Genomic DNA, 20,740 nt, shown 5'->3' with positions numbered 1-20,740 from the left:
CGTGCGCGGGACCGCAGGTTGTCCACAGGGCGAAGAGCGGTCTGGTGCGGTGCCGGACGGGCGGGCTACGCTCGATTCGGGGGAGTGCTCGCTCCGCGCAGGTGCGTAACGCGCCCCCGAATCCAGTCTGGCTGGCCTTCCCACCCGCCGCCAACCCCCGGCTTCCGCCTGTGGACGACCGCCTCCGCGTGCCCGGGGAGCGTTGGGAAACCGCCGCACTCCGACCCGGCTCGATCGGAACCATCCCCGCGTGCGCGGGGCGCGTGCTTCCCGAACCCCTCTCTGCCAGATTGGGATGAAACATCCCTTCATGTCCGTTTAGGCAGGCAGAGACCAACAGGGGAGCATCACCCGTATGACCAGCCAGAACACCAACCCCGCAGCCAAACCCCAACGCCGGACCTTCTCCGCCCAGTACAAGCTGCGCATCATCGCCGAGCACGACGCGTGCGCCACCGGAGCCGAACGCGCCGCCCTGCTGCGCCGTGAACGCCTCTACCACTCCCACATCATCGAGTGGCGCAACGCCCGCGACGCCGGCGCCCTGGAAAACCTCACCGACAGGCGCACCTCACCCACACGGGCCAAGAAGCACCCCGCCCAAGCCGAGGCCGAACGGCTGCGCACCCGGGTCGCCAAACTGGAGAAGGACGTGGCCGAACGCGACCACGCCCTGGAGGTCATGGGAAAAGCCTCCGCGCTCTTGCAGGCACTCTCCAAGAGCGCGGACTGAACGAGCACCTCGAACCCGTCCTGCACCAGGCGGTCCAAGACCTGCGCCCCCACACCGGCATCGTCAGGGCCTGCCAGCTCCTGGGGCGCTCCCGCGCCACCCACCACCGCCGCCTCAACCCGCCCGAGCCCAAGAAACCAGCCCCGCGCACACCACCGCCCTCAACCCTGACCAGCGCCGAGCGCGCCGCGATCCTGGAGCTGATGAACAGCCCCGCCTACGCCGAGTTACCACCCGCCCAGATCTGGGCCCGCGAACTCGACGAGGGCCGCTACCACTGCTCGGTCTCCACCATGTACCGGATCCTGCGCGAACACGGCCAGACCGGAGAGCGCCGCCGCACGGCCACCCACCCGCCCAAGACGGTCCCCGAGTTACGGGCGGACGGGCCCGGGCAGGTCTTCACCTGGGACATCACCCGCCTCAAAGGACCTGGGCGGGGCGAGTACTTCCACGCCTACGTCATCATCGACATCTACTCGCGCTACGTGGCCGCGCACACCGTGGAGCGAGCCGAGTCCGGCAAGCGGGCCGCGGAGCTGATCGCGGATCTGGCCAAGGCCAGCAGCATCGCCCCGGCAGTGCTGCACGCTGACCGGGGTGCGGCGATGACCTCCAAGGAGGTCTCCCAACTGTTGTTGGACCTGGGCATCGAGCGCTCGCACTCTCGCCCCAAGCAGTCCAACGACAACCCATACTCAGAAGCGCAGTTCAAAACCCTCAAGTACACGTCGGACTACCCGGACCGGTTCGCTTCCCTGGCACACGCCCGCCAGTGGTTGGACGGGTTCATGGCCTACTACAACCACGAGCACCGCCATTCAGGGATCGGTTACCACACCCCGGCCTCGGTGCACTTCGGTACGGCCGCTCAGGTCCGCGACCAGCGGGCCGCCACCCTGGCCCAGGCCTATGCCGCCCGTCCGGAGCGGTTCTCGCGTCCACCGCGACCGCCCCAGGTTCCCGAGACCGTGTGGATCAACGATCCAGCCCACCGCCGGGACCACACGCCACAGAACGTTTGACCAGGTCACCGTCTCATTTGACTTGACAAGTTCCGAACCGCGGGCCTACCCCTCGCGCAGAATCCTCACCAGGCGGGTCGTCCGCTCCTTCGCCGCGGTCTCCCGCACACCGGTCTCCAGCCCGCCACCGGTCGCGTCCACCAGCGACACGTGCCGCGTCGCGCGGGTCAGCGCCGTGTACACCTGCGGCCGCGACACCGGCACCTCCGGCGGGAACACCGCCACCACGGCGGGCCACCGGCCCCCGTGCGCGGCGGCCACCGTCACCGCCCAGCCCGGGCGCAGCGCCGCCGGGTCGGTCACCTTCACCCGACCGCCGCCGACCAGCTCCACCACGGCACCGCCGTCCACCCCGCGCAGATGACCGGTGTCACCGGGCCCGTAACCGGGACCCTCCGCCGCGAACAGCACCCGGTCGCCCACGTCGAACCCGCCGTGCGCACCAGGCCCCGGGTTCAGCCTCTCCTTGCACGCGGCGTTGACCGCACGCGCACCGGCCGGGCCGTCCTCCCGCGCGGTCACCACCTGCACGTGCTCGGCCCCGATCCCCAACGCGCGCGGAATCGAGTCCGTCACCAGCTGCACCACCCGGTGCGCCGCCTCCTCGGCCGACGCCGCCGGAACCCGCACCACCTCGCGTCCGGGCGCCTCCACCTCGGGAACCCCGCCCGAGGCCACGCCCGCCGCCAGTTCCGCGATCGGCCCCGGGGCGTCCTCGTCGGCCACCTCGGCCACGTGCGCGGTCCGCGAAGCGGCGATGTCCACCACCACCTGGCCCGGCGTGGCCGACGGCGCCTGGTTCGGGTCGGCCAGCAGCACCAGGTGGGCGTCGTCCGCGCACACCGAAGCTAGTTCGGCGGCACGGGCCGCGCCCACCGACATCGCCTCGCACAGCACGACCAGACCGGCCTTCAGCGGCGCCTGCGCCAGCAGCGCGGGCAGCGACACCGCCCGTACGGGGGACTGAACGTCATCGCCGGGCCCCTGCTGGCCCTGCTGTCCCGCCTGGCCCTGCTGTACCTGCTGGCTCCGCTGTTCCGGCTGCTCCCGGTCCTCCTGCGCTTCGTCAGCCTCTTCGGACCCCTGCGCGTCCGGAGCCCCCTGCGTCGCCGGGGTCTCCTGTGCCTCCGAAGCTTCTTGTGTCTCCGGAGTCCCCTGCGCGTCCGAGGCCGCCTCAGCGCCCTCAGCCCCCTGCGCCGCTTCGGCCTCCTCAGCACCCCGGGTCTCCTCGGCGGCCCCGCTCCCGGCCCCGGCCTCCGGCGCCCCTCCGGTATCCCCGGAAGCCCGCGTCCCCTCCGTACCCCCGGCCGCGGCCCGCTCCCCGCGGACCCGCGCCAGGTCGGCGTTGACGGCCGCCGCGGCCTGCGCGGTCGGCGCCGCCACCGCGATTCCCACCTGGCTGTCGGTGGCGATCGCCTCCAGGCACACCAGCGCCCGCGCGATCTCCGCGGCGTCGCCGGGGCCGTGCCGCAGCACCGTCACCGGGCGCAGGGTCGCCGTCACCAGGGCCTCGCGTGTGCGATCCGAAATGGTGAACCCGCCCTGTTCCACGGCCGCGTCCACCGTCTCGCCCGCGGTCACCGAGTCCATGATCGGCTCGTTGCCGCCGATCAGCCGCAGCAGCTGTTCGCCCAGCCGCTGTTCGGCGTGCCCCACCTCGGGCAGCGCGTAGAACAGTTCGGTGTCGGGCAGGTCCGGGACCTTGCCCTCACTGAAGTCGAAATCCTCGTCGTCGTCCTCATCGGTGCTCTCCAGCACCACCGCGCTCCCGTCGGCCACGGCCGCCTCCAGCGCGGCGGCCGGATCGGCCACCCCGAACCCGCCCACGACCGAGGCCAGCTTCTTCTCCTCGACCACGGTGTGCCCGCGCGCGGCGGACATGCGCAGCACGTGCCCGGTGAGCGCCGCCAGTCGCCGGGGGTCGCCGGGCCGCGCGCCCTCGCCCAGGTGCCTGCGGGCGCAGAAGTCGGCCTGCTCCGGGGTCACCTGCGGCAGGCGCAGCAGCAGCCACGGGTTCGCGTCCAGCGCGGCTGCGGCCCCCGGCCCCAGCACGCCCAGCAGCCGGGGCGCCAGGGCGCCCGGCGCGCCCATCCGGTCAAGGACGGCACTGACCTGTTCTGCCTCGGACACCTCGGGCGGTTCCCCTCGTCATACGGTTCACGGACTCTGGGGGAGCCTATCGACTGGCGACGACGCTCGGTTCCCGCTTCCGGCCGTCTGCCCGCCGATGCCCGCCACCATGCACTCCGGTCGCCCGCCGCCGCCCGCTCCGGCTACCCGCTACCACGCACCCTGACGCCTGACGTGGCCCGTTCCGGCTGCCCGCCACCATCCACACCGGCCGCCTGCTGCCGCCCATCCTGACTGCTCGCCACCACGTACCCCGGTCGTCTGCCGCCGCCCGCCCCGGTTGCCCGTTGCCGCGCTCCCCGTCCGCCCGCCGTCGCCCGAACCCGGCATACCTTCCGGACGCGTTCCGGAGCCTCTCCGAGTCCGGGAGCGCCCCCGGCCCGCCCGCTACTCCCGCTTCGCCCGGTTCCCGCGCCCGCGCCGCCCCTCCCGTTTCCCCTGTTTCCCGACCGGGGCGTCCGGACCGGCGACCTGGCGCACGGCCGCGCACGGGTCGGTCGTGGGGGAGGACTCCTGGACGGCGTCGGCCGCGTGCTGGGCGATCCGGCGGAACAGCTCGCGCGCGGGCGCGTCGAGTCCCGTCAGGATGTGCTCCTCCGCCTCACGCACGCGTTCGCTGAGCGAGGCCAGCACCTCGTGGCCGTGGGCGGTGGCGCACACCCGCCGCACCCGCCGGTCGCCGGGGTCCACCCGGCGCCGCACGAGGTCGGCCTCCTCCAGGTCGTCGAGGAGGTAGGTCATCACGCTGCGGTCGATGAGCAGCCGCTCGGCCAGGGCCGCCTGGGTGGGGGGCTCGTCGAGTGAGACCGCGGTGAGCACGTGGTAGCCCCGGCTGCCGTGCGGAACGTCGTCCAGGACCGCCTCCACCCGCTCGTGCCACCGGCGCAGGAGCACGGCCAGCGACCACCCCAGGTTGGTGTCCTGCCCCGGAGCCGGTTCCGCGCCCGAGGCCGTGCCCGCTTCCGGTGCCGCGCCCGTGTCGGCGGCCGTGCCCGTGTCCGGGTCCGCGTTTCCTGCCGGGGTCCGGCCGGGCTTCGGAGTGGGGAGTGCCATGCTCCGAGGCTACCAGGAATAGGTGGCACACAAGATAAGTTGTTGCCAATATCGTTGATTCGACAAACTAGTTCCGGCTTCCTCCCGAGGAGAGAACCCAATGCCCGACTACGGACACCCCCTGAGGTTCGGCACCTTCATCACACCCGCGGCGCAGGACCCCGACCGCACCGTCGCGCTCGCCGAACTCACCGAGGCGGCCGGACTCGACCTGGCCACCTTCCAGGACCACCCCTACAACCCCGGCTTCCTCGACACCTGGACCCTGCTGAGCTGGGTGGCCGCGCGCACCACGCGCCTGAGCGTGTCGGCCAACGTCCTCAACCTGCCCCTGCGCCCGCCCGCGATGCTCGCCCGTTCCGCCGCCAGCCTCGACCTGCTCTCCCACGGCCGCTTCGAACTCGCCCTGGGCGCCGGAGCGTTCTGGGACGGCATCGAGGGCATGGGCGGCAAGCGCCTAACCCCGCGCCAGGCCGTCGACGCGCTCAGCGAGGGCATCGACGTCATCCGCGCCGCCTGGGACACCGACGCCCGCGGCGGCGTCCGCGTCGACGGGGAGCACCACCGCGTGCGCGGCATGAAGCGCGGCCCCGCCCCCGCCCACGAGATCGGCATCAGCCTGGGCGCATACAAGCCCCGCATGCTGCGCCTGGTCGGCGCCAAGGCGGACGGCTGGCTGCCCAGCCTGGGCTACCTCAAGCTGGAGGACATGGCCGGAGCCCATCGGACCATCGACGAGGCCGCGCATGCCGCCGGGCGCGACCCCCGCCAGGTCCGCCGCATGCTCAACCTCGCCCAGATCGCGTTCCTGCCCACCGGGAAGGACTTCCTCCAGGGCCCGCCCGAGCAGTGGGTGGACGACCTGCTGCCCCTGGTCCTCGACCACGGCTACTCCACGTTCATCGTGGGCACCGACGACCCGCGCACCATCCAGACCTTCGGCGCCGAGGTCGCCCCCGCCCTGCGCGAGGCCGTGGACCGCGAACGCGCCGACGCGGGCACCGACACCGGACCGGCCCGCGCCGCAGCCTCCCTGGCCGCGCGCCGTTCGGGCATCGACTACGACGGCGTCCCCGAGAGCCTGCGCGAGCACGCCGTCGAACCCGGCGACCGCGCCTACGCCCGCGTCCGCCACGGCTACATGCAGAAGGGCTCACCGGGTCTGGTCCTGCGCCCCGGCAGCGCCGAGGAGGTCGCCGAGGCCCTCGCCCACGCCCGTGCCCAGGACGCCGACCTGCACGTGCGCAGCGGCGGCCACGGCATCAGCGGACGCTCCACCGGCGACGGCGGCGTCGTCGTGGACCTGTCGCGGATGAACGGCGCCGAGGTGCTGGACGCGGACTCCGGCCTGGTCCGGCTCGGCGCCGGCGCCCGCTGGGGCGATGTCGCCGACACCCTCGCCCTCCACGGCCTGGCGCTCAGCTCGGGCGACCACGGGGGAGTGGGCGTCGGGGGCCTGGCCACCACCGGCGGCGTGGGCTACATGTCCCGCGCCCACGGCCTGACCATCGACAACGTCACCGCCGTCGAGGTGGTCACCGCGGACGGAACGCTCGTGCGCGCCGACGCCGACCACCACCCCGACCTGTTCTGGGCCATGCGCGGCGCGGGCGCCAACTTCGGCGTGCTCACCGCCGTCGAGGCCACGGCCGCCCCGGTGCGCGACGTGGTCCTCGGCCAGTTCGTCTACGACGCGACCGACACCGCCGCCTTCCTGCGGGCCTGGGGCGAGGTCGCCGAGGCCGCGCCGCGCGAGGTCACCGCCTTCCTCACCACCGGCCCCGCGCGCGGCGGGCGCGGCCCGGCGGCGCAGGCCATGGTGGTCTACGCCGGGGAGGACACCGACCTGGCCGTGCGGGCGCTGGAGCCCTTCCTGTCCGTGGGCCCAGTCCTGGAGCAGCGCGCCCAGCTCGCGCCCTACTCCGCGATCCTGGTCCGCCCCGACGGGCCCCACCAGGGCCACGGCCTGCCCGAGGCGCGCTCGGGTCTGCTGCACCACGTCACCCCGGACGCGGCCGAGGGCCTGGCCGGGCTGCTCACCTCGGGCGACGTCATGTTCATGCAGCTCAGACAGGTGGGCGGCGCGGTCAACGACCTGGCGGCCGACGCCACCGCCTACGCCCACCGGTCGCAGAACTTCGTGCTGGCGGCCATGACGGCGACCCGGAGCGCCGCGCGCATGGACCAGTGGTGGGCGGACCTGGACAAGCACCTGGAGGGCATGTACCTGAGCTTCGACACCCGTACCGGGCCCGAGGTGCTCGCGCAGGCCTTCCCCGAACCCACCCTGGACAGGCTGCGGGCCCTCAAGGCCGTGTACGACCCGCGCAACGTGTTCGACAAGAACTTCCCGATCCCGCCCGCGACCCGGGGCTGACCGGGCCCGGCCGGAAGCCGGACGGCCGGTGGGGCGTCCCCCGCGCGTGTGCGCCGGGGGCGGCCACGGCCGACCCTTCGGCGCCGGATCGCGTCCCCCATGTGCGCGGCTCCCGTGTCCGCGTGCGCCGGGGCGTCGCCGCCGGTCGGTGCCGCTCCGCGCGTTCCCCGCGCGTGGTATCCGGGGTGGAGAGGGCCCGCCTGTGGGCTTGCCCGCCGTGAAACCGTTTGCGGGCGCACCGCACGGGTGGGGCGGGCGCGGTCACCGCACGGGCGTCGCCGGTTCGCGCGGCCCGGGGGAGAGAGCGCCCCGAAGCCGCCGGGGACGGTCGCGCCCCCGTTTCCGTGGACCCCGGGGGAGCACCGGCGGGGGAGGGGCCGAGGGAGCGCCGACGACGGGGAGGGGCGTCAGCGCTCGGGGCGCGCCGTGGCGTCGTCGAGCGCGTCGCGGATCTTGGGCGGCAGCTCCACGCCCTCCACGCCCAGGATCTCCTCCAACTGCGCGAGGGTGCGCGGACCGACCACCGCCGCGGCCACGCCCTCCTGGTCACGCGCCCAGCTCAGCGCCACCGCCAGCGGCGACACGCCCAGCCCCTCGGCCGCCGTGCACACCGACTCCACCACCCGGCGGCTGCGGTCGTCCAGGTAGGGCTCCACGTACGGCGCCATGTGGGGGAAGGCCGCCCGCGAGTCCGGCGGAGTCCCGTTGCGGTACTTGGCGGTGAGCACACCGCGGCCCAGCGGAGACCAGGCGATGAGGTGGGCCCCGGACAGCGCCGCGGCGGGTCGCAGGCCGTGGTCGGCGCCCCGGTTGAGCAACGAGTACTCGGTACCCACGCTCACCAGGGGCACGCTCCCGGGCCGCGCGCGCTGCCAGGTGGCCAGGGTCGCGAACTGCCACGACTCCAGGTTCCCCGTGCCCACGTAGCGCGCCTTGCCCGCCGCCACCGCCGCCTCCATCGCGGCCAGCGACTCCTCGGGCGGCGTGGAGGGGTCGAACACGTGGAGCTGCCACAGGTCCACGTAGTCGGTCTGCAGGCGTCGCAGCGAGGCGTCCAGGGAGGCCAGCAGGTGCCGCCGGGAGGCGTCCACCGGCCGGTAGCCGTCGGGCGTGTGGCCGGTCTTGGTGGCCACCACCACGTCCTCGCGGCGCACCGAGGCGCGCAGCAGGCGTCCCAGGATCCGCTCGCTCTGGCCGCCGGTGTAGATGTCCGCGGTGTCCACGAGCGTGCCGCCCGCGTCGACGAACGCGGTGAGCTGCTGCCCGGCCTCCTCCTCGGAGGTGTCCTTGCCCCAGGTCATCGTGCCGAGAGCGGTACGAGAGACCCAGAGCCCTGATCTGCCCACCTGTCGCTGTTCCATGCGGCGGAGATTACCGCGTCCGTCCGACGCCGTCCTTCGGGCACACCTCCGCCGCTCCCCCCGGACGCGGCCGTGACCGGCGCGTTCGCCGCGCCCGCGCCCGTGTTCCGACTCCGCGAACGGGCTCCTCGAACCTGGTGGCCCGGATCCGCCGCGCCCGCCGCGGCACACCGTTCCCGCGACCGCGGCCGGGGTCCTGCCCTCCCGTCCGCCGCGGGCCTACCCTGTGACCATGGCGACACCCGCAGCACCCCAGGACACTCCGCCCCCACCGCCCGCACCCGAGGCGGTCACCCTCCTCCTCATCCGGCACGGGATGACCGACGCCACCGGCCCCCGCCTGGCGGGGCGCGCCGAGGGCGTCCACCTCAACGACACCGGCCGGGTCCAGGCCGCGCACCTGGCCGGACGGCTCACAGGGCTGCGACCGGCGGCCCTGGTCTCCAGCCCGCTCGAACGCTGCCAGGAGACCGCCGAGGCCGTCGCCGCGCAGCTCGGCGTCCCCGTCACCACCGACGAGCGCTTCGTGGAGTGCGACTACGGCTCCTGGACCGGCCGCGGCCTGGGCGAACTGTCCGACGAACCCCTCTGGCGCGTGGTGCAGGACCACCCCAGCGCCGCGCGCTTCCCCGGCGGGGAGGCCCTGGCCGAGTCCTCGGCCCGCGCGGTCGCGGCCGTGCGCGACTGGAACGCCCGCCTGCTCACGGCGCCGCCCCAGGACCCGGCCCCGGGCGCCCCGTCCGCGCCCCAGGACCCGCCCGTGTACGTGGTGTGCAGCCACGGCGACATCATCAAGGCCGTCGTCGCCGACGCCCTGGGCATGCACCTGGACCTGTTCCAGCGGCTGCGGGTGGACCCCTGTTCGGTCACCTCCATCACCTACACGCGCACCCGTCCCTTCCTCAACAAGCTCAATGACACGGGGGAAAGCCTGACCGCGAGCCTGCCGACCCCCGCCGAGGCCAGCGGCGACGCGGCCGTGGGAGGCGGCGCGGGCTCACAGGAGGCCGCCGCCGACGCCCCCTGACGGTTCCTCCTTCCGCCCGGTGAGCCGTAGGGATCTCCCGGTACCCTGCCCCCCCGCCCGGCCCCGGCGGGCCGCCGGGAGACATCGGCGGCCCACGGGGGCCGGTGCGGTGGCCCGCTCCGCGGGGACGGACCGGCGGTCTCGATGGCCGAGGCCGCGGCACCGCGGCGCGGCGCGCACCCGCCCGGCGCCCGGCCCTTCGGCCCCACCCGGGCCCACCAGCGCGTCCGGCAGGTTTGGCACCGGGAGGCCCGCATCCCGTAAGGTTCTTGGCATGCCCGTCTTTCAGTTCAATCCGCCGGAGCGGTTCGTCGCGGGGACCGTGGGCCAGCCGGGAGACCGCACCTTCTTCCTCCAAGCCGTGGGCGAGGGGCGCATCACCAGCGTGGTCCTGGAGAAGGCGCAGGTCGAGGCGCTCGCCACCCGTATCGAGGAACTACTGGAAGAGGTGCACCGGCGCTTCGGCTCCCCGCCGGAGGACACCGCTCCACCCGAGGACGACGCTCCCCTGGAGCAGCCCATCGAACAGGACTTCCGGGTCGGTACCCTGGCCCTGGCCTGGGACGCCGAGGCCGCCCGCGTCATCATCGAGGCCCAGGAGATCGACGAGACCGCCGGTGAGGACCTGCTGGAGGACGACGAGGAGGAGCTGGAGGTCTTCGCCGAGGAGGCCCCCGCCCACCGCGACGTCCTGCGCGTCTACCTCACCCCCGGCGCCGCGCGCTCCTTCGCCGGACGCGCGCTGAAGGTGGTCGCCGCCGGACGCCCGGACTGCCCGCTGTGCGGACGCCCGCTCGACCCCAACGGCCACATCTGCGTACGCCAGAACGGCTACCGACCGGACAGCCTCGTCTGAGCACGCCGATGAGCACACCACCGGCGGGCCGCCGGGCGCGCAGACCCGGGGGCCCGCGATGAGGGACACCGCCGACGCCTTCGACGGCCTCAGCCCGGCCGTCGGGCTCGACCTGCTCCGCACCGGCGAGATCACTGTGGAGGGGCGGCTGACTGCCGCCTCCAACGCCACCCTGTACTGCACCGTCTCCGACGGCGTGCACTCGGCCGCCTGCGTGTACAAGCCGGTGGCGGGGGAGCGGCCGCTGTGGGACTTCCCCGACGGGACCCTGGCCGGGCGCGAGGTGAGCGCCCACGCCGTCTCCGAAGCCCTGGGCTGGGGGATCGTCCCGCCCACCGTGCACCGCGACGGCCCGTTCGGCGAGGGCATGGTGCAGCTGTGGGTGCACGGCGACGCCACCGTGGACCTGATCGCCCTGGCGCGGGAGACCGACAACACCGACCTGCGCCGCATGGCGGTGTTCGACGCGGTCATCAACAACTCCGACCGCAAGATCGGCCACCTGCTGCCCACCCCCGGCGGCCACCTGTACGGCTGCGACCACGGGGTCTCCCTCGCGGAGGACTACAAGCTGCGCACCGTGCTGTGGCAGTGGCAGGGCCAGCCGCTGCCCCAGGACGCCCTGGAGGCCCTGGGGTCGGTGCGCGACCAGCTCGCCGACGCGGACAGCGCCCTGTCCGAGGAGTTGAAGCGGCACCTGACCGGACCGGAGGCCTACGCGGTGCGCAGCCGGGTGGACCTGCTCATCCGGCACGGCATCCACCCCTACCCGGCGCCGGACTGGCCCGCGGTGCCCTGGCCGCCGATCTGAGTCCGGTGGCGGCCTTCCGCCCGCCCCGGTGCGCGGCGGGACGCGCACGGGAGGAGCGGCCCCGGCCTGCCACCGCCCGCGGCCGTGCCTTCCCACGGCCGCACCCCGCCCGCCCGGCCGCGAACCCGAGCCGTTCCGGGGACGTCGTAGGACCCGGCGGCACCGGCGGGAGGGAACCCCATGGCGGGGTCCGAGCGCCTGCGGGCCGGGCCCGGAGGGCCGGTCACCCCGCGCCCGGACGGGCGCTTCCCCGAGGAGGAGCCCGCGGCCGGGACCGGACCGGTGTGAGGGTGCTCGCCTACCAGGGGGTGGGAATGGCGTGCTCCTTGCCCCTGACGGCACAATGGGCACGTGAGCAACGAGTGGAACTACCTATTCGACATGGACGGCGTGCTCGTACGCGAGCAGCACCCCATCCCGGGCGCGGACGAGCTCATCGCGGAGCTGCGCGAGAACGGGATTCCGTTCATGGTGTTGACCAACAACTCCATCTACACCCCCCGCGATCTGCGCGCGCGTCTGCTCAGCTCGGGCCTGGACATCCCCGAGGAGTCGATCTGGACGTCGGCCCTGGCCACCGCCCAGTTCCTCCAGACCCAGCGCCCCAACGGGTCGGCCTACGTCGTCGGCGAGTCCGGCCTGACCACCGCCCTGCACAACGTCGGCTACGTGATGACCGAGCGCGACCCCGACTACGTGGTGCTCGGTGAGACCCGCACCTACAGCTTCGAGGCCATAACCCGCGCGATCCGGCTGGTCCGCGGCGGTGCGCGGTTCATCGCCACCAACCCCGACGAGACCGGTCCCAGCGCCGAGGGCCCGCTGCCCGCCACGGGTGCGGTCGCCGCGCTGATCGAGAAGGCCACCGGCCGCCGCCCCTACTTCGTGGGCAAGCCCAACCCGCTGATGATGCGGTCGGCGCTGCGCCGGATCGGCGCGCACTCGGAGAACACCCTGATGGTGGGCGACCGGATGGACACCGACGTGCTCAGCGGTCTGGAGGCGGGCCTGCAGACCGTGCTGGTGCTCTCGGGTATCTCCGAGCGCGAGACCGCCGAGCAGTTCCCCTACCGCCCCACCCGTGTGATCGGGTCGGTCAAAGAGCTGGTGGGCATCACCCGCGACCCCTTCCAGCGGGACTAGCGCTTCCAGCGGGACCGGTGTCCGCGCCGGGGACGCCGCGGAGGGGCGCACGCCGCCCTCCCGCGGCTCTCCCTCGGTGATCCTGATCGCAGTGCCGTCGTGGGCGCCCACGACGGCACTGCGATCAGGATCACTCCCGCGGCCCGGGTGTTTTCGGGGCCGACACGACGACGGGGGCGGCGGACCGTGTCCGCCGCCCCCGTGTGTCGCGGGTGCTCAGGCGCTCTGCCGCTGCCTGGCGATCTCCTCCACCTTGGCCGCCTCCTCGCGGCGGCGGGCGCGGAGCAGGGCCAGGCGCTCGGCGAGGACCTCTTCCAGGTCCTCCATGCTCCGGCGCTCCAGCAGCATGTCCCAGTGGGTGCGCGTGGGCTTGGTGTTCTTGGGCTCCTCGCCGGAGCCGTCCCGCCGCAGGGCGCGGTCGCCGCAGAAACGGCACTCCCACTCGGCGGGAATCTCTGCCTCGGTCGCGAAGGTGACCGAGAAGCGGTGGCCCCGGGTGCAGTCGTAGGTGACTTCCTGCCGCGGAGCCAGGTCGGTGTTGCGGTCGTTCTCGTAGCTCGTCGCCCCGAGCCGGGTGCCGCGAAGTGCTCGCTCGGCCATCGTGTGGGTGCCTCCAGGCGCTTGTGCGGTCTCGCGGGGTGTAACGCGTCGGTCCACGTCAAGATTCCCCGCTGACCTGAGGTCGAACCACCTCCGGCGTCCGGGGGCCACCCCGATCCCAAAACATCGTCCGGTGCGCTGAGTGTGGCACATGTGACCTGGGGCACTCCAGGCTGCCTGTTTCGGGTGTGTCTCTATATACGCCCGCCGGGGGCGAAAAACATCCGCTAAATCCCCCGCTTTCGCCCTCCGGCGCATCCTCCTGCCTGGTGGGGGCGGGAACGCGCCCCCGGGGCCGAATCGACAGCGGCGGGGTCCCGCCGACGGACGCTCGGCAGCGCGTCCGTCGTCATCGGGCACGGCCCCTGCGCCCGGCCCTCCGCCCGGCCGCCGCCGTCCGTCGGCGGCCGGGCGTGCTCCTTGCCGTCCGCCAGTCGGTCGGCATCCTTCTCGTCCCCTCAGCCGCCGCGCGGTCCCGCCGGTCGCCGTTCACGACCCGCTGTGCGGTCCCGCCAGTCGGCGTCCGCCCCGCTTGCCGCGCCCCGGAGGGTCGGCGTCCGTCCCCGGCCGGATCCGTGGCCGACTCAGGCCAGTTCCGCGCCGCCGCCCGCGGCCGCTCCCGGCCATCTGCGGCCGCGGGGCCGCCTCGCACCGCCCCCGCCCGTCACACTGCGTCCACCCTCACCGCGCTTCCCTCCACGCCCGCCGCCGTGCGGTTCCCGCAGTTCACGACTGGAAAAGGCGTGCGCCCGACAATGGCTTCCGGAAAAGGTCGGACGTTCCCGCACCGCTGATTATCACTCTCCGGAATCCGCGCTGTGGTAGGGAATCCGGCTCTCCGTCCCTCATGTGCGATAAAGATTCCATTGTGCCGACATGGCCGCCCGAGGTGTCTGGTGGTATGTTGACTCGCCGTGTACCGAAAAGCGTAGGACGGGGAAATTAATCCCCTTCCTTTGGATGTGCACATCGTGCCGGAAATGTCCCCTTCGGTGCGTCCTCACGTGCCGGAACCAGGAGCGACGGCGCGGCCGGACGTGGAGCCCCATGACTGCTGAGACCCCCCACCCCCGAGGAGCCGTGCCCGCGTCGCCGTCCGCGCCGCGCTGGCTCCTCCTCCCGCTCGCGGCGCTGCCCTTCTGGGCCGTGCCCCTGTGGGCCGCGCCCGAGGCCCGGACCCTGCCCGTCCTGGCCGCCTCCGCGGTCCCCCTCCTGCTCCTGCTGGTCCTCGCGGTGCTGCTCGACCGGCGCGCCCGGCGGATTCGCGACCTGGGCGCCCGGCTCGACGCGCTGCGCGCCGACACCGCATCCCTGGCCGACGAGCACCTGCCCCTCCTGGCCCGGCGCCTGCGCGCGGGCGACTCCGCCGACACCGCCCTGCGCGCCCTGCCCCTGTCCGCCGACCACGGGGGTCGCGCCGTCCTGCGGACCGCCGCCACCGAGATCGCCGCCGCCGAACGCCGCCGCTCGGCCGCCATGGCCGCCTGCGCCACCGCCGCAGGACGCGTCCAGGCCCTGAGCACCACCATGCTCGCCGACCTGCGCCGGATGCAGGAGCGCCACGGCGACGGGGACACCGGCACCGACGTCCTCGGCGACCTCATGCACCTGGACCACAGCACCGCACAGGTCGGACGCGTCGCCGACAGCATCGCCGTCCTCACCGGGGCCCGCTCCGGCCGCCGCTGGGGCCGGGCCATCGGCATGGAGAGCGTCGTCCGCGGCGCCATGGCCCGCATCGGCGCCTACCAGCGCGTCCGCGTGCACAACGCCTCCACCCAGGCGGTCGCCGGGTTCGCCGCCGAGGGCGTCATCCACGCCCTGGCCGAGATCCTGGACAACGCCGCCAGGTTCTCCCCGCCCACCGCCGAGGTCCACGTCCACGTCGAGGAGGTCCAGGCCGGGATCGCGGTCATGGTCGAGGACGGCGGCCTGGTCATGGGGGAGGAGGCGCTGCGCCGCGCCCGCCGCACCGTCGAGAACGGCCTGGACCTGGCCGCCATCTCCGGAACCCGCCTGGGCCTGTCGGTCGTCGGCCAGATCGCCCACCGCTACGGCCTGTCGGTGTCCTTCCGCTCCTCCTCGCGCGGCGGCACGGCGGTCGTCCTCCTGCTGCCCCGCAAGCTCGTCAAACCCCTCCCCGAGCCCGTGGTCCCCGACTCCCCGGCGTCCCTGCCCGGGGCCGCACGGGAACCCGGTACCGCCCCCACCCCCGCCGCGATCCCCCCGGCCGCGGCGGAGACCGCCGCGGAGGACGTCGACGGACTGCCCCGGCGCCGCCGCGGCCGGACGCTCACGGCGGCCGAGAACACCAGGCCCGCACCGCGCAGGAGCAACCCCGCCGCCGTGGCGAGGGGCTTCGGCGAGTTCCGCTCCGCGGTGCGCGGCCCGAACGACAAGGACGCATGATGGACCTCGACACGCTGACCTGGCTCCTCGAAGGCCTCCTGGAACGCACGCCCGGCACCCGCCACGCCCTCGTGCTCTCCCGCGACGGGCTCAAGCTCTGCCACAGCTCCGGCCTGCGCGCCGACAGCGCCGACCACCTCGCCGCGATCGCCGCCGGGGTGCAGAGCCTGGCGCACAGCGCCTCGGTGGAGTTCGGCGACGGGGCGGGCGGCGTCCGCCAGGCCATGGCCGAGTTCTACGGCGGCCTGCTGTTCATCGTCGAGGCCGGACACGGCGCCCACCTGGCCGTCATCACCTCCGAGGAGGCCGAACCCGGTCTGGTCGGCCACAACATGAACGAGCTGGTCGAGCAGATGGGTGAGCACCTGACCACCCCGCCCCGCGCCGGAGCCGGACCGGTATGACGCGACCGCACCAGCAGGAGGGTCCGGACCGCCTCTACGTCATCACCTCGGGCCGCAGCAGCGGGGCCGACGACTCCCTGGACGCGGTGACCCTCATCGTGGCCGAGAGCGCGCCCACCCCCGGCATGCAGTCCGAGCACGCCCGGATCCTGCGGCTGTGCCGCGGCCCGACGGCGGTGGTGGAGATCTCCGCCCACCTGCGCCTGCCCGTGGCGATCGTGCGCATCCTGGTCACCGACCTGCTCGACACCGGCCTGGCCACCGCGCGCCACCCCCGCCCCGCGCCCTCACCGGCCCACCCCCTCGCCTCCCCGGACGTGTTGGAGAAGGTGCTCGTTGCACTCCACAACCTCTGATCCCCCCTCGGCCCCGCCCCCGGACTCCCCGCCCGCCCCGGCGGACCGCGCCCGCGAGGCCGCCCGGGTCCCGCTGCCCGACACCGCCGAGTACGCCCTCAAGATCGCGGTCGTGGGCGGCTTCGGGGTCGGCAAGACCACCCTGGTCCGCTCGGTCAGCGAGATCCGCCCGCTCAGCACCGAGGAGACCATGACCCGGGCGGGGCACGGCGTCGACGACGTGGACGGGGTGGAGTCCAAGCGCGCCACCACCGTCGCCTTCGACTTCGGCCGCATCACCCTGGACGCCGCCTCGGTGCTCTACGTCTTCGGCGCCCCGGGCCAGGAGCGCTTCTGGTTCCTGTGGGACCGCCTCTTCTCCGGAGCCCTGGGCGCGGTGGTCCTGGTGGACACCCGGCGCCTGGAGGACTCCTTCTACGCCATCGACCGCCTGGAGGCCCAAGGCACCCCCTTCGTCGTGGCCCACAACGACTTCGGCGAGGCCGAGCACAGTCTGGAGAAGGTGCGCGCCGCCCTGGACCTGGACGCCTCGGTCCCCCTGCTGCGCTGCGACGCGCGCACACGCGACTCGGCCAAGCAGGTCCTCATCGCGCTGGTCGGCCACGTCCGCGCCCTGGTCACGGAAGCCGCCCGGTGAGCGGTACCCAGACCTGTCCGGTCCGCCTCCACGGCCCCGACTTCCGAACCCGTCCCCGACGGCCGAGCCGAGCGGCCGCCCGCCCCCTTCTCCCAAAGGACCGAGAGTGGCCGACCCCGTCCGGCTGTACGACCCCAGCTTCAACGCCGACCCCCAGGGCTCCTACCGGGCCATGCGCGCCGAACACGGTTCCGTGGTGCCCGTGCTCATGGAGGGCGACGTCCCCGCGTGGCTGGTCATCGGCTACCACGAGCTCCACCACGTCCTCAACACCCCCGAGGTGTTCGCGCGCGACCCCCGCCGCTGGAACGCCTGGGACCGGGTGCCGCGGGACTGGCCGCTGCTGCCGGTGCTCGCGCCCCAGCCCAACCTGCTGTCCGCCGAGGGCGAGGAGCACCGGCGCCGCACCGGCGCGGTCAACGACGCCCTGAACGGGGCCGACCCGCACGAGCTGCGCGCGGTCACCGCACGCCTGGCCGACCGCCTCGTCGACGGGTTCTGCGCCTCCAGCGGCACCGACCTGCGCACGCACTACGCGCAGCGGCTCCCGTCCCTGGTCCTGTGCTGGATGTACGGCCTCGACGACGACCGCGGCGAGGCGGTCACCACCCTGATGGGCACCATGTTCGACGCCGGTCCCGACGCGGTCGGGGCCCACGTCGAGATCGTGGCCGAGTTCACCCGGCTCGTCGCCTCCCGCCGCGCCGAACCCGGACCCGACGTGGTGTCCCGGATGATCGCCCACCCGGCGGGCTACGGCGACGCGGACCTGATCGCCGAACTGGTCGCCGTCCTGGGCGGCGCCCACCAGACCACCTCCGAGTGGATCGGCAACGCGCTGCGCCTGATGCTCACCGACGACCGCTTCTCCGCCTCCATGGCGGGCGCCCGCAGCAGCGTCCGCGAGGCCCTGGCCGAGGTCCTGTGGGAGGACTCCCCGTCCCAGATGAACGCCGGGCGCTTCGCCGCCCGCGACGTCGAGCTGGACGGCAGGGTCATCCGCAGGGGCGACCTGCTCCTGCTGGGCTACGCCGCGGCCAACAAGGACCCGCGGCTGCACGCCGGCGAGCGCTCCTCGGCCCTCCGGGGCAACCACGCCCACCTGTCCTTCTCCCACGGCGAGCACAGCTGCCCCCACGCCGCGCAGGGGATCGCCGAGGTCATGGCGGTCACAGCGGTGGAGGTGCTGCTGGACCGCCTGCCCGACGTCGAACTGGCCATCCCCGCCGAGGAGGTCCGCTGGCGGCCCTCACCTTGGGTGCGGGGAGTCGTTTCGCTGCCGGTCGCCTTCACCCCCACACCCCCGCAAGGAGTCCTGTGATGCCCTGCCCCGTCCAGCACACCCCCGACGGAATCCCGCTGGTGCACGCCGTCCCCGACGACGTGCAGGCCGACCGCGAACGCCTCCACCAGGCCGGACCCGTCACCCGGGTCGAGCTCCCCGGCGGGGTCCGCGCCTGGGCCACCACCCACCACGAGGTCAGCCGCGCCACCCTCAACGACCCCCGGTTCGTCAAGAGCGTCGACCACTGGGACGACTACCGGAGCGGCCGGGTCCCCGAGGGCTGGCCGCTGATGGGCACGATCCCCACCGACGGCTCCAACATGCTGGCCCAGGACGGCGCCGCCCACCGGCGCATGCGCAGACTCACCGCCAGCCCGTTCTCGGCGCGCCGGGTGGAGCGCCTGCGCCCGCGCATCGAGGAGATCACCGCTCGGGCGCTGGACGCCCTGGAGCCGCGCGCGCACGAACCCCTGGACCTGAAGTCGGAGTTCACCTTCCGGGTTCCCATGGGGGTGATCGGCGAACTGTACGGGGTGGCCGAGGCCGAGTACGCCCAGCTCGGCGAGATGTACGCCAAGCTCTTCTCCGGCACCACCGAGGAGGGCGAGCACCTGCGGATCTACGGCGCCCTGTTCCAGTTCTTCGCCGAGATGGTCGCCCGCAAGCGCGCCAGCCTGGACGAGCACGACGACTTCACCGCCGACCTGCTCAGGGCCCGGGAGGACGGCGACTCCCTCAGCGACACCGAGGTCACCATCACCCTGCTGACGGTGGTGGCGGCCGGGCACGAGACCACCGTCAACCTGCTCAACAACGTGGTGCGCGCCCTGCTCGCCCACCCCGACCAGTTCGCCCTGCTCAAGGCGGACAAGGTCACGTGGGAGCAGGTCGTGGAGGAGACGCTGCGCTACGACCCGCCCAACAACGTCATGATGTTCCGCTTCGCCACCGAGGACGTGGAGGTCGGCGGGCAGACCATCCGCAAGGGCGAGGCGCTGATGACGCACTACGGCGCGGCCACCCGCGACCGCGCGGAGTTCGGCGAGGACCCGGACCCGTCCGTCTTCGAACCGCAGCGCAACAAGGGGCGCCACATCACCTTCGGGTACGGCCCGCACATCTGCCCCGGGGCGCCGCTGTCGCGCCTGGAGGCCGGGATCATCCTGCCGATGCTCTTCGAGCGCTTCCCCGACCTGCGGCTGGCCGTCCCCGACGAGGAGCTGCGGGTGCAGTCCGCGCTCTCGGTGACCAGCCTGAGGGAGTTCCCGGTCGTGCTGCGCCCCTGACCGGTGGGAGACCGTCCCCGCGCCCCGGGCCGCCCCGGCCGGGCACGGGGACCGCGCCGTGCGACCCCCGTCGCGTTCCGGCCGGGGCGCGCGTGGCCCGGGCGGTACCGGGAGCGGCCTCCCCGCAGTCCCGAGGCCCGGCGGGGTCCCGGGCCTGTCCCTGCCCCGTGTCAAGAAGTCCTTACGCTGTGCGACCCCCGTGTTGACGCCTCCCGGCCGTAGGCTCGGCTGGCCGCCGGTCCTCACGGGGAAGGGAACGGACATGACGCCGACCAGGCTGGCCGCCGCCGCGGCCCTGGCCACGCTCGTCGCCTCCGGCTGCGGGGCGCCGGGGGACACGGCCCCGGGGGAGGGGTGGCCGCTCCACCCCACCGCCCTGCCCGGACCCCGGCCCGGACAGCCGGACGCCGACGGCGCGCCGCACGGCCCCGAGCGGTCCGCGGCCCCGAGCGCTGAGCCCCGGGGCAGGCCCTCCCCGCACGGACCCCTCGCCGGAACCGGTGCGGAGGGTGCGCGCGCGGTGGCGGCGTCGGGCCGCACCGTCGCGGACTACATGGACTCCCTGGCCCGGACCGGGGACCCCGGACGGATGCGCGAGGGGCTGCCCCGGACAGCCGAGGACTCCGCCGCCCGCGCCCACCTGCTCCACCAGGCGGCCGTCGCCCAGGCCCGGGCCGACGGGGGCCGCCCCGCCCCGGACGCCGAGGTCGGGCAGACCCCGGACGGCTACGAGCTGTGCCCCGGCGGCGACCCGGACACCGAACCGGTCTGCGTCGCCTACGGCAGCTTCACCGCCGAGGACGGTCTGCTCGCCGACCTTCTAGTGGACGGCCGCGATCCGGGCCCCGGCCTGCTGGTCGCCGAGGACGTGACGGACGAGTCCGGGGGGGTGCGCGCCCGGCTGCTGACCGCCTACCGGGCCGCCTCCGACGAACCCCTGGAGGTGACGGTGGAGTTCACCACCGCCGACAGGGTCAGTCTGGACCTGTTCCAGGCCTCCTACGTCGGCGGCGGAGACGAGGGCGGACAGGGCGGGGGCGGCGAACTCAGGGCGGGCGAGGCGGCGGGGCGCTACGCGCTCGACGGCGGAGAGGGCACCCACGCCGCGTTCCTCTTCCCCGGCGCCGAGCCCGGCGGCACGCTCACCGTGGGCGGCTGCCTGGAGGAGTGCTCGGCCGTGATCGACATCGAACTGCCCGTCGGATAGCGACTCGACCGAGAACGTCCCCAGCGTGAGGCGGGCTCTC

Annotated in this window: 18 protein-coding genes; 14 read left to right on the top strand and 4 right to left on the bottom strand. The window is 74.1% G+C overall.

Annotated elements, in window-relative coordinates; translation table 11 throughout:
- The first annotated feature begins 355 nt into the window (after positions 1-355).
- A complete protein-coding gene (locus tag PV789_RS18560) occupies positions 356-733 on the top strand; it encodes a hypothetical protein (protein WP_274973830.1) in 378 nt (125 codons plus the stop codon).
- On the top strand, positions 730-1,758 hold the full coding sequence (locus PV789_RS18555) for an IS3 family transposase (protein ID WP_274978173.1): 1,029 nt from the start codon (positions 730-732) through the stop codon (positions 1,756-1,758). Before PV789_RS18560 ends, PV789_RS18555 begins: the two co-directional genes overlap by 4 nt.
- A 45-nt stretch (positions 1,759-1,803) precedes the next feature.
- Here the strand turns inward: PV789_RS18555 and PV789_RS18550 are convergent, their stop codons facing one another.
- Together PV789_RS18550 and PV789_RS18545 are read right to left on the bottom strand one after the other, a co-directional pair.
- Entirely contained in the window at positions 1,804-3,888 is a 2,085-nt protein-coding gene (locus tag PV789_RS18550) for a helix-hairpin-helix domain-containing protein (protein ID WP_274973829.1), read from the bottom strand.
- Positions 3,889-4,275: 387 nt separating this feature from the next.
- Entirely contained in the window at positions 4,276-4,941 is a 666-nt protein-coding gene (locus PV789_RS18545) for a MarR family winged helix-turn-helix transcriptional regulator (protein ID WP_274973828.1), read from the bottom strand.
- A 100-nt stretch (positions 4,942-5,041) separates the two neighbouring features.
- Here PV789_RS18545 and PV789_RS18540 point away from each other — a divergent pair, with 100 nt between their 5' ends.
- Entirely contained in the window at positions 5,042-7,318 is a 2,277-nt protein-coding gene (locus PV789_RS18540; RefSeq protein ID WP_274973827.1) for an LLM class flavin-dependent oxidoreductase, read from the top strand.
- Positions 7,319-7,725: 407 nt separating this feature from the next.
- On the opposite strand, the gene PV789_RS18535 is transcribed toward PV789_RS18540, so the two are convergent.
- The gene (locus tag PV789_RS18535; protein ID WP_274973826.1) at positions 7,726-8,679 is read right to left on the bottom strand and encodes an aldo/keto reductase; all 954 of its coding nucleotides are present in this window, start codon (positions 8,677-8,679) and stop codon (positions 7,726-7,728) included.
- Between the two features lie 232 nt (positions 8,680-8,911).
- On the opposite strand from PV789_RS18535, the gene PV789_RS18530 reads away from it, so the two are divergent.
- The 4 genes from PV789_RS18530 (at position 8,912) to PV789_RS18515 (ending at position 12,516) form a co-directional block, all read left to right on the top strand.
- Positions 8,912-9,706 (top strand): MSMEG_4193 family putative phosphomutase, encoded by a 795-nt coding sequence (locus PV789_RS18530; protein WP_274973825.1) that lies wholly within the window; start codon positions 8,912-8,914, stop codon positions 9,704-9,706.
- Positions 9,707-9,980: 274 nt separating this feature from the next.
- Complete coding sequence (locus tag PV789_RS18525) at positions 9,981-10,562, top strand: DUF3090 domain-containing protein (protein WP_274973824.1); 582 nt, start codon at positions 9,981-9,983, stop codon at positions 10,560-10,562.
- A 58-nt stretch (positions 10,563-10,620) separates the two neighbouring features.
- Positions 10,621-11,373, top strand: a complete 753-nt coding sequence (locus PV789_RS18520) for an SCO1664 family protein (RefSeq protein WP_274973823.1) — start codon at positions 10,621-10,623, stop codon at positions 11,371-11,373.
- A gap of 351 nt (positions 11,374-11,724) precedes the next feature.
- Positions 11,725-12,516 (top strand): HAD-IIA family hydrolase, encoded by a 792-nt coding sequence (locus PV789_RS18515; RefSeq protein WP_235432201.1) that lies wholly within the window; start codon positions 11,725-11,727, stop codon positions 12,514-12,516.
- Between the two features lie 216 nt (positions 12,517-12,732).
- On the opposite strand, the gene PV789_RS18510 is transcribed toward PV789_RS18515, so the two are convergent.
- Entirely contained in the window at positions 12,733-13,116 is a 384-nt protein-coding gene (locus tag PV789_RS18510; protein ID WP_274973822.1) for an RNA polymerase-binding protein RbpA, read from the bottom strand.
- A gap of 1,047 nt (positions 13,117-14,163) precedes the next feature.
- Between PV789_RS18510 and PV789_RS18505 the strand changes: the two genes are divergently transcribed.
- The 7 genes from PV789_RS18505 (at position 14,164) to PV789_RS18475 (ending at position 20,700) form a co-directional block, all read left to right on the top strand.
- Positions 14,164-15,525 (top strand): ATP-binding protein, encoded by a 1,362-nt coding sequence (locus tag PV789_RS18505; protein WP_274973821.1) that lies wholly within the window; start codon positions 14,164-14,166, stop codon positions 15,523-15,525.
- Positions 15,525-15,929 carry a roadblock/LC7 domain-containing protein gene (locus tag PV789_RS18500; RefSeq protein WP_013153774.1) on the top strand — a complete coding sequence of 135 codons (405 nt, stop codon included), beginning with the start codon at positions 15,525-15,527 and terminating at the stop codon, positions 15,927-15,929. Before PV789_RS18505 ends, PV789_RS18500 begins: the two co-directional genes overlap by 1 nt.
- The gene (locus PV789_RS18495) at positions 15,926-16,285 is read left to right on the top strand and encodes a DUF742 domain-containing protein (RefSeq protein WP_274973820.1); all 360 of its coding nucleotides are present in this window, start codon (positions 15,926-15,928) and stop codon (positions 16,283-16,285) included. The genes PV789_RS18500 and PV789_RS18495 overlap by 4 nt, the downstream gene beginning before the upstream one ends.
- Positions 16,266-16,922 (top strand): GTP-binding protein, encoded by a 657-nt coding sequence (locus PV789_RS18490; RefSeq protein ID WP_274973819.1) that lies wholly within the window; start codon positions 16,266-16,268, stop codon positions 16,920-16,922. The genes PV789_RS18495 and PV789_RS18490 overlap by 20 nt, the downstream gene beginning before the upstream one ends.
- A gap of 106 nt (positions 16,923-17,028) precedes the next feature.
- Positions 17,029-18,243: a cytochrome P450 gene (locus PV789_RS18485; protein ID WP_274973818.1), complete on the top strand. Its 1,215-nt coding sequence runs from the start codon at positions 17,029-17,031 to the stop codon at positions 18,241-18,243.
- Positions 18,243-19,493: a cytochrome P450 family protein gene (locus tag PV789_RS18480; RefSeq protein WP_274973817.1), complete on the top strand. Its 1,251-nt coding sequence runs from the start codon at positions 18,243-18,245 to the stop codon at positions 19,491-19,493. Before PV789_RS18485 ends, PV789_RS18480 begins: the two co-directional genes overlap by 1 nt.
- Positions 19,494-19,755: 262 nt before the next feature.
- Positions 19,756-20,700, top strand: a complete 945-nt coding sequence (locus PV789_RS18475; protein WP_274973816.1) for a hypothetical protein — start codon at positions 19,756-19,758, stop codon at positions 20,698-20,700.
- Positions 20,701-20,740: the final 40 nt, after the last annotated feature.

It is taken from the genome of Nocardiopsis camelliae (assembly GCF_028993595.1).
Classification (GTDB): Bacteria; Actinomycetota; Actinomycetes; order Streptosporangiales; family Streptosporangiaceae; genus Nocardiopsis; species Nocardiopsis dassonvillei.
Note: the sequence above shows the minus strand (reverse complement) of the source record. Positions and strands in the feature narration are given on the sequence as shown.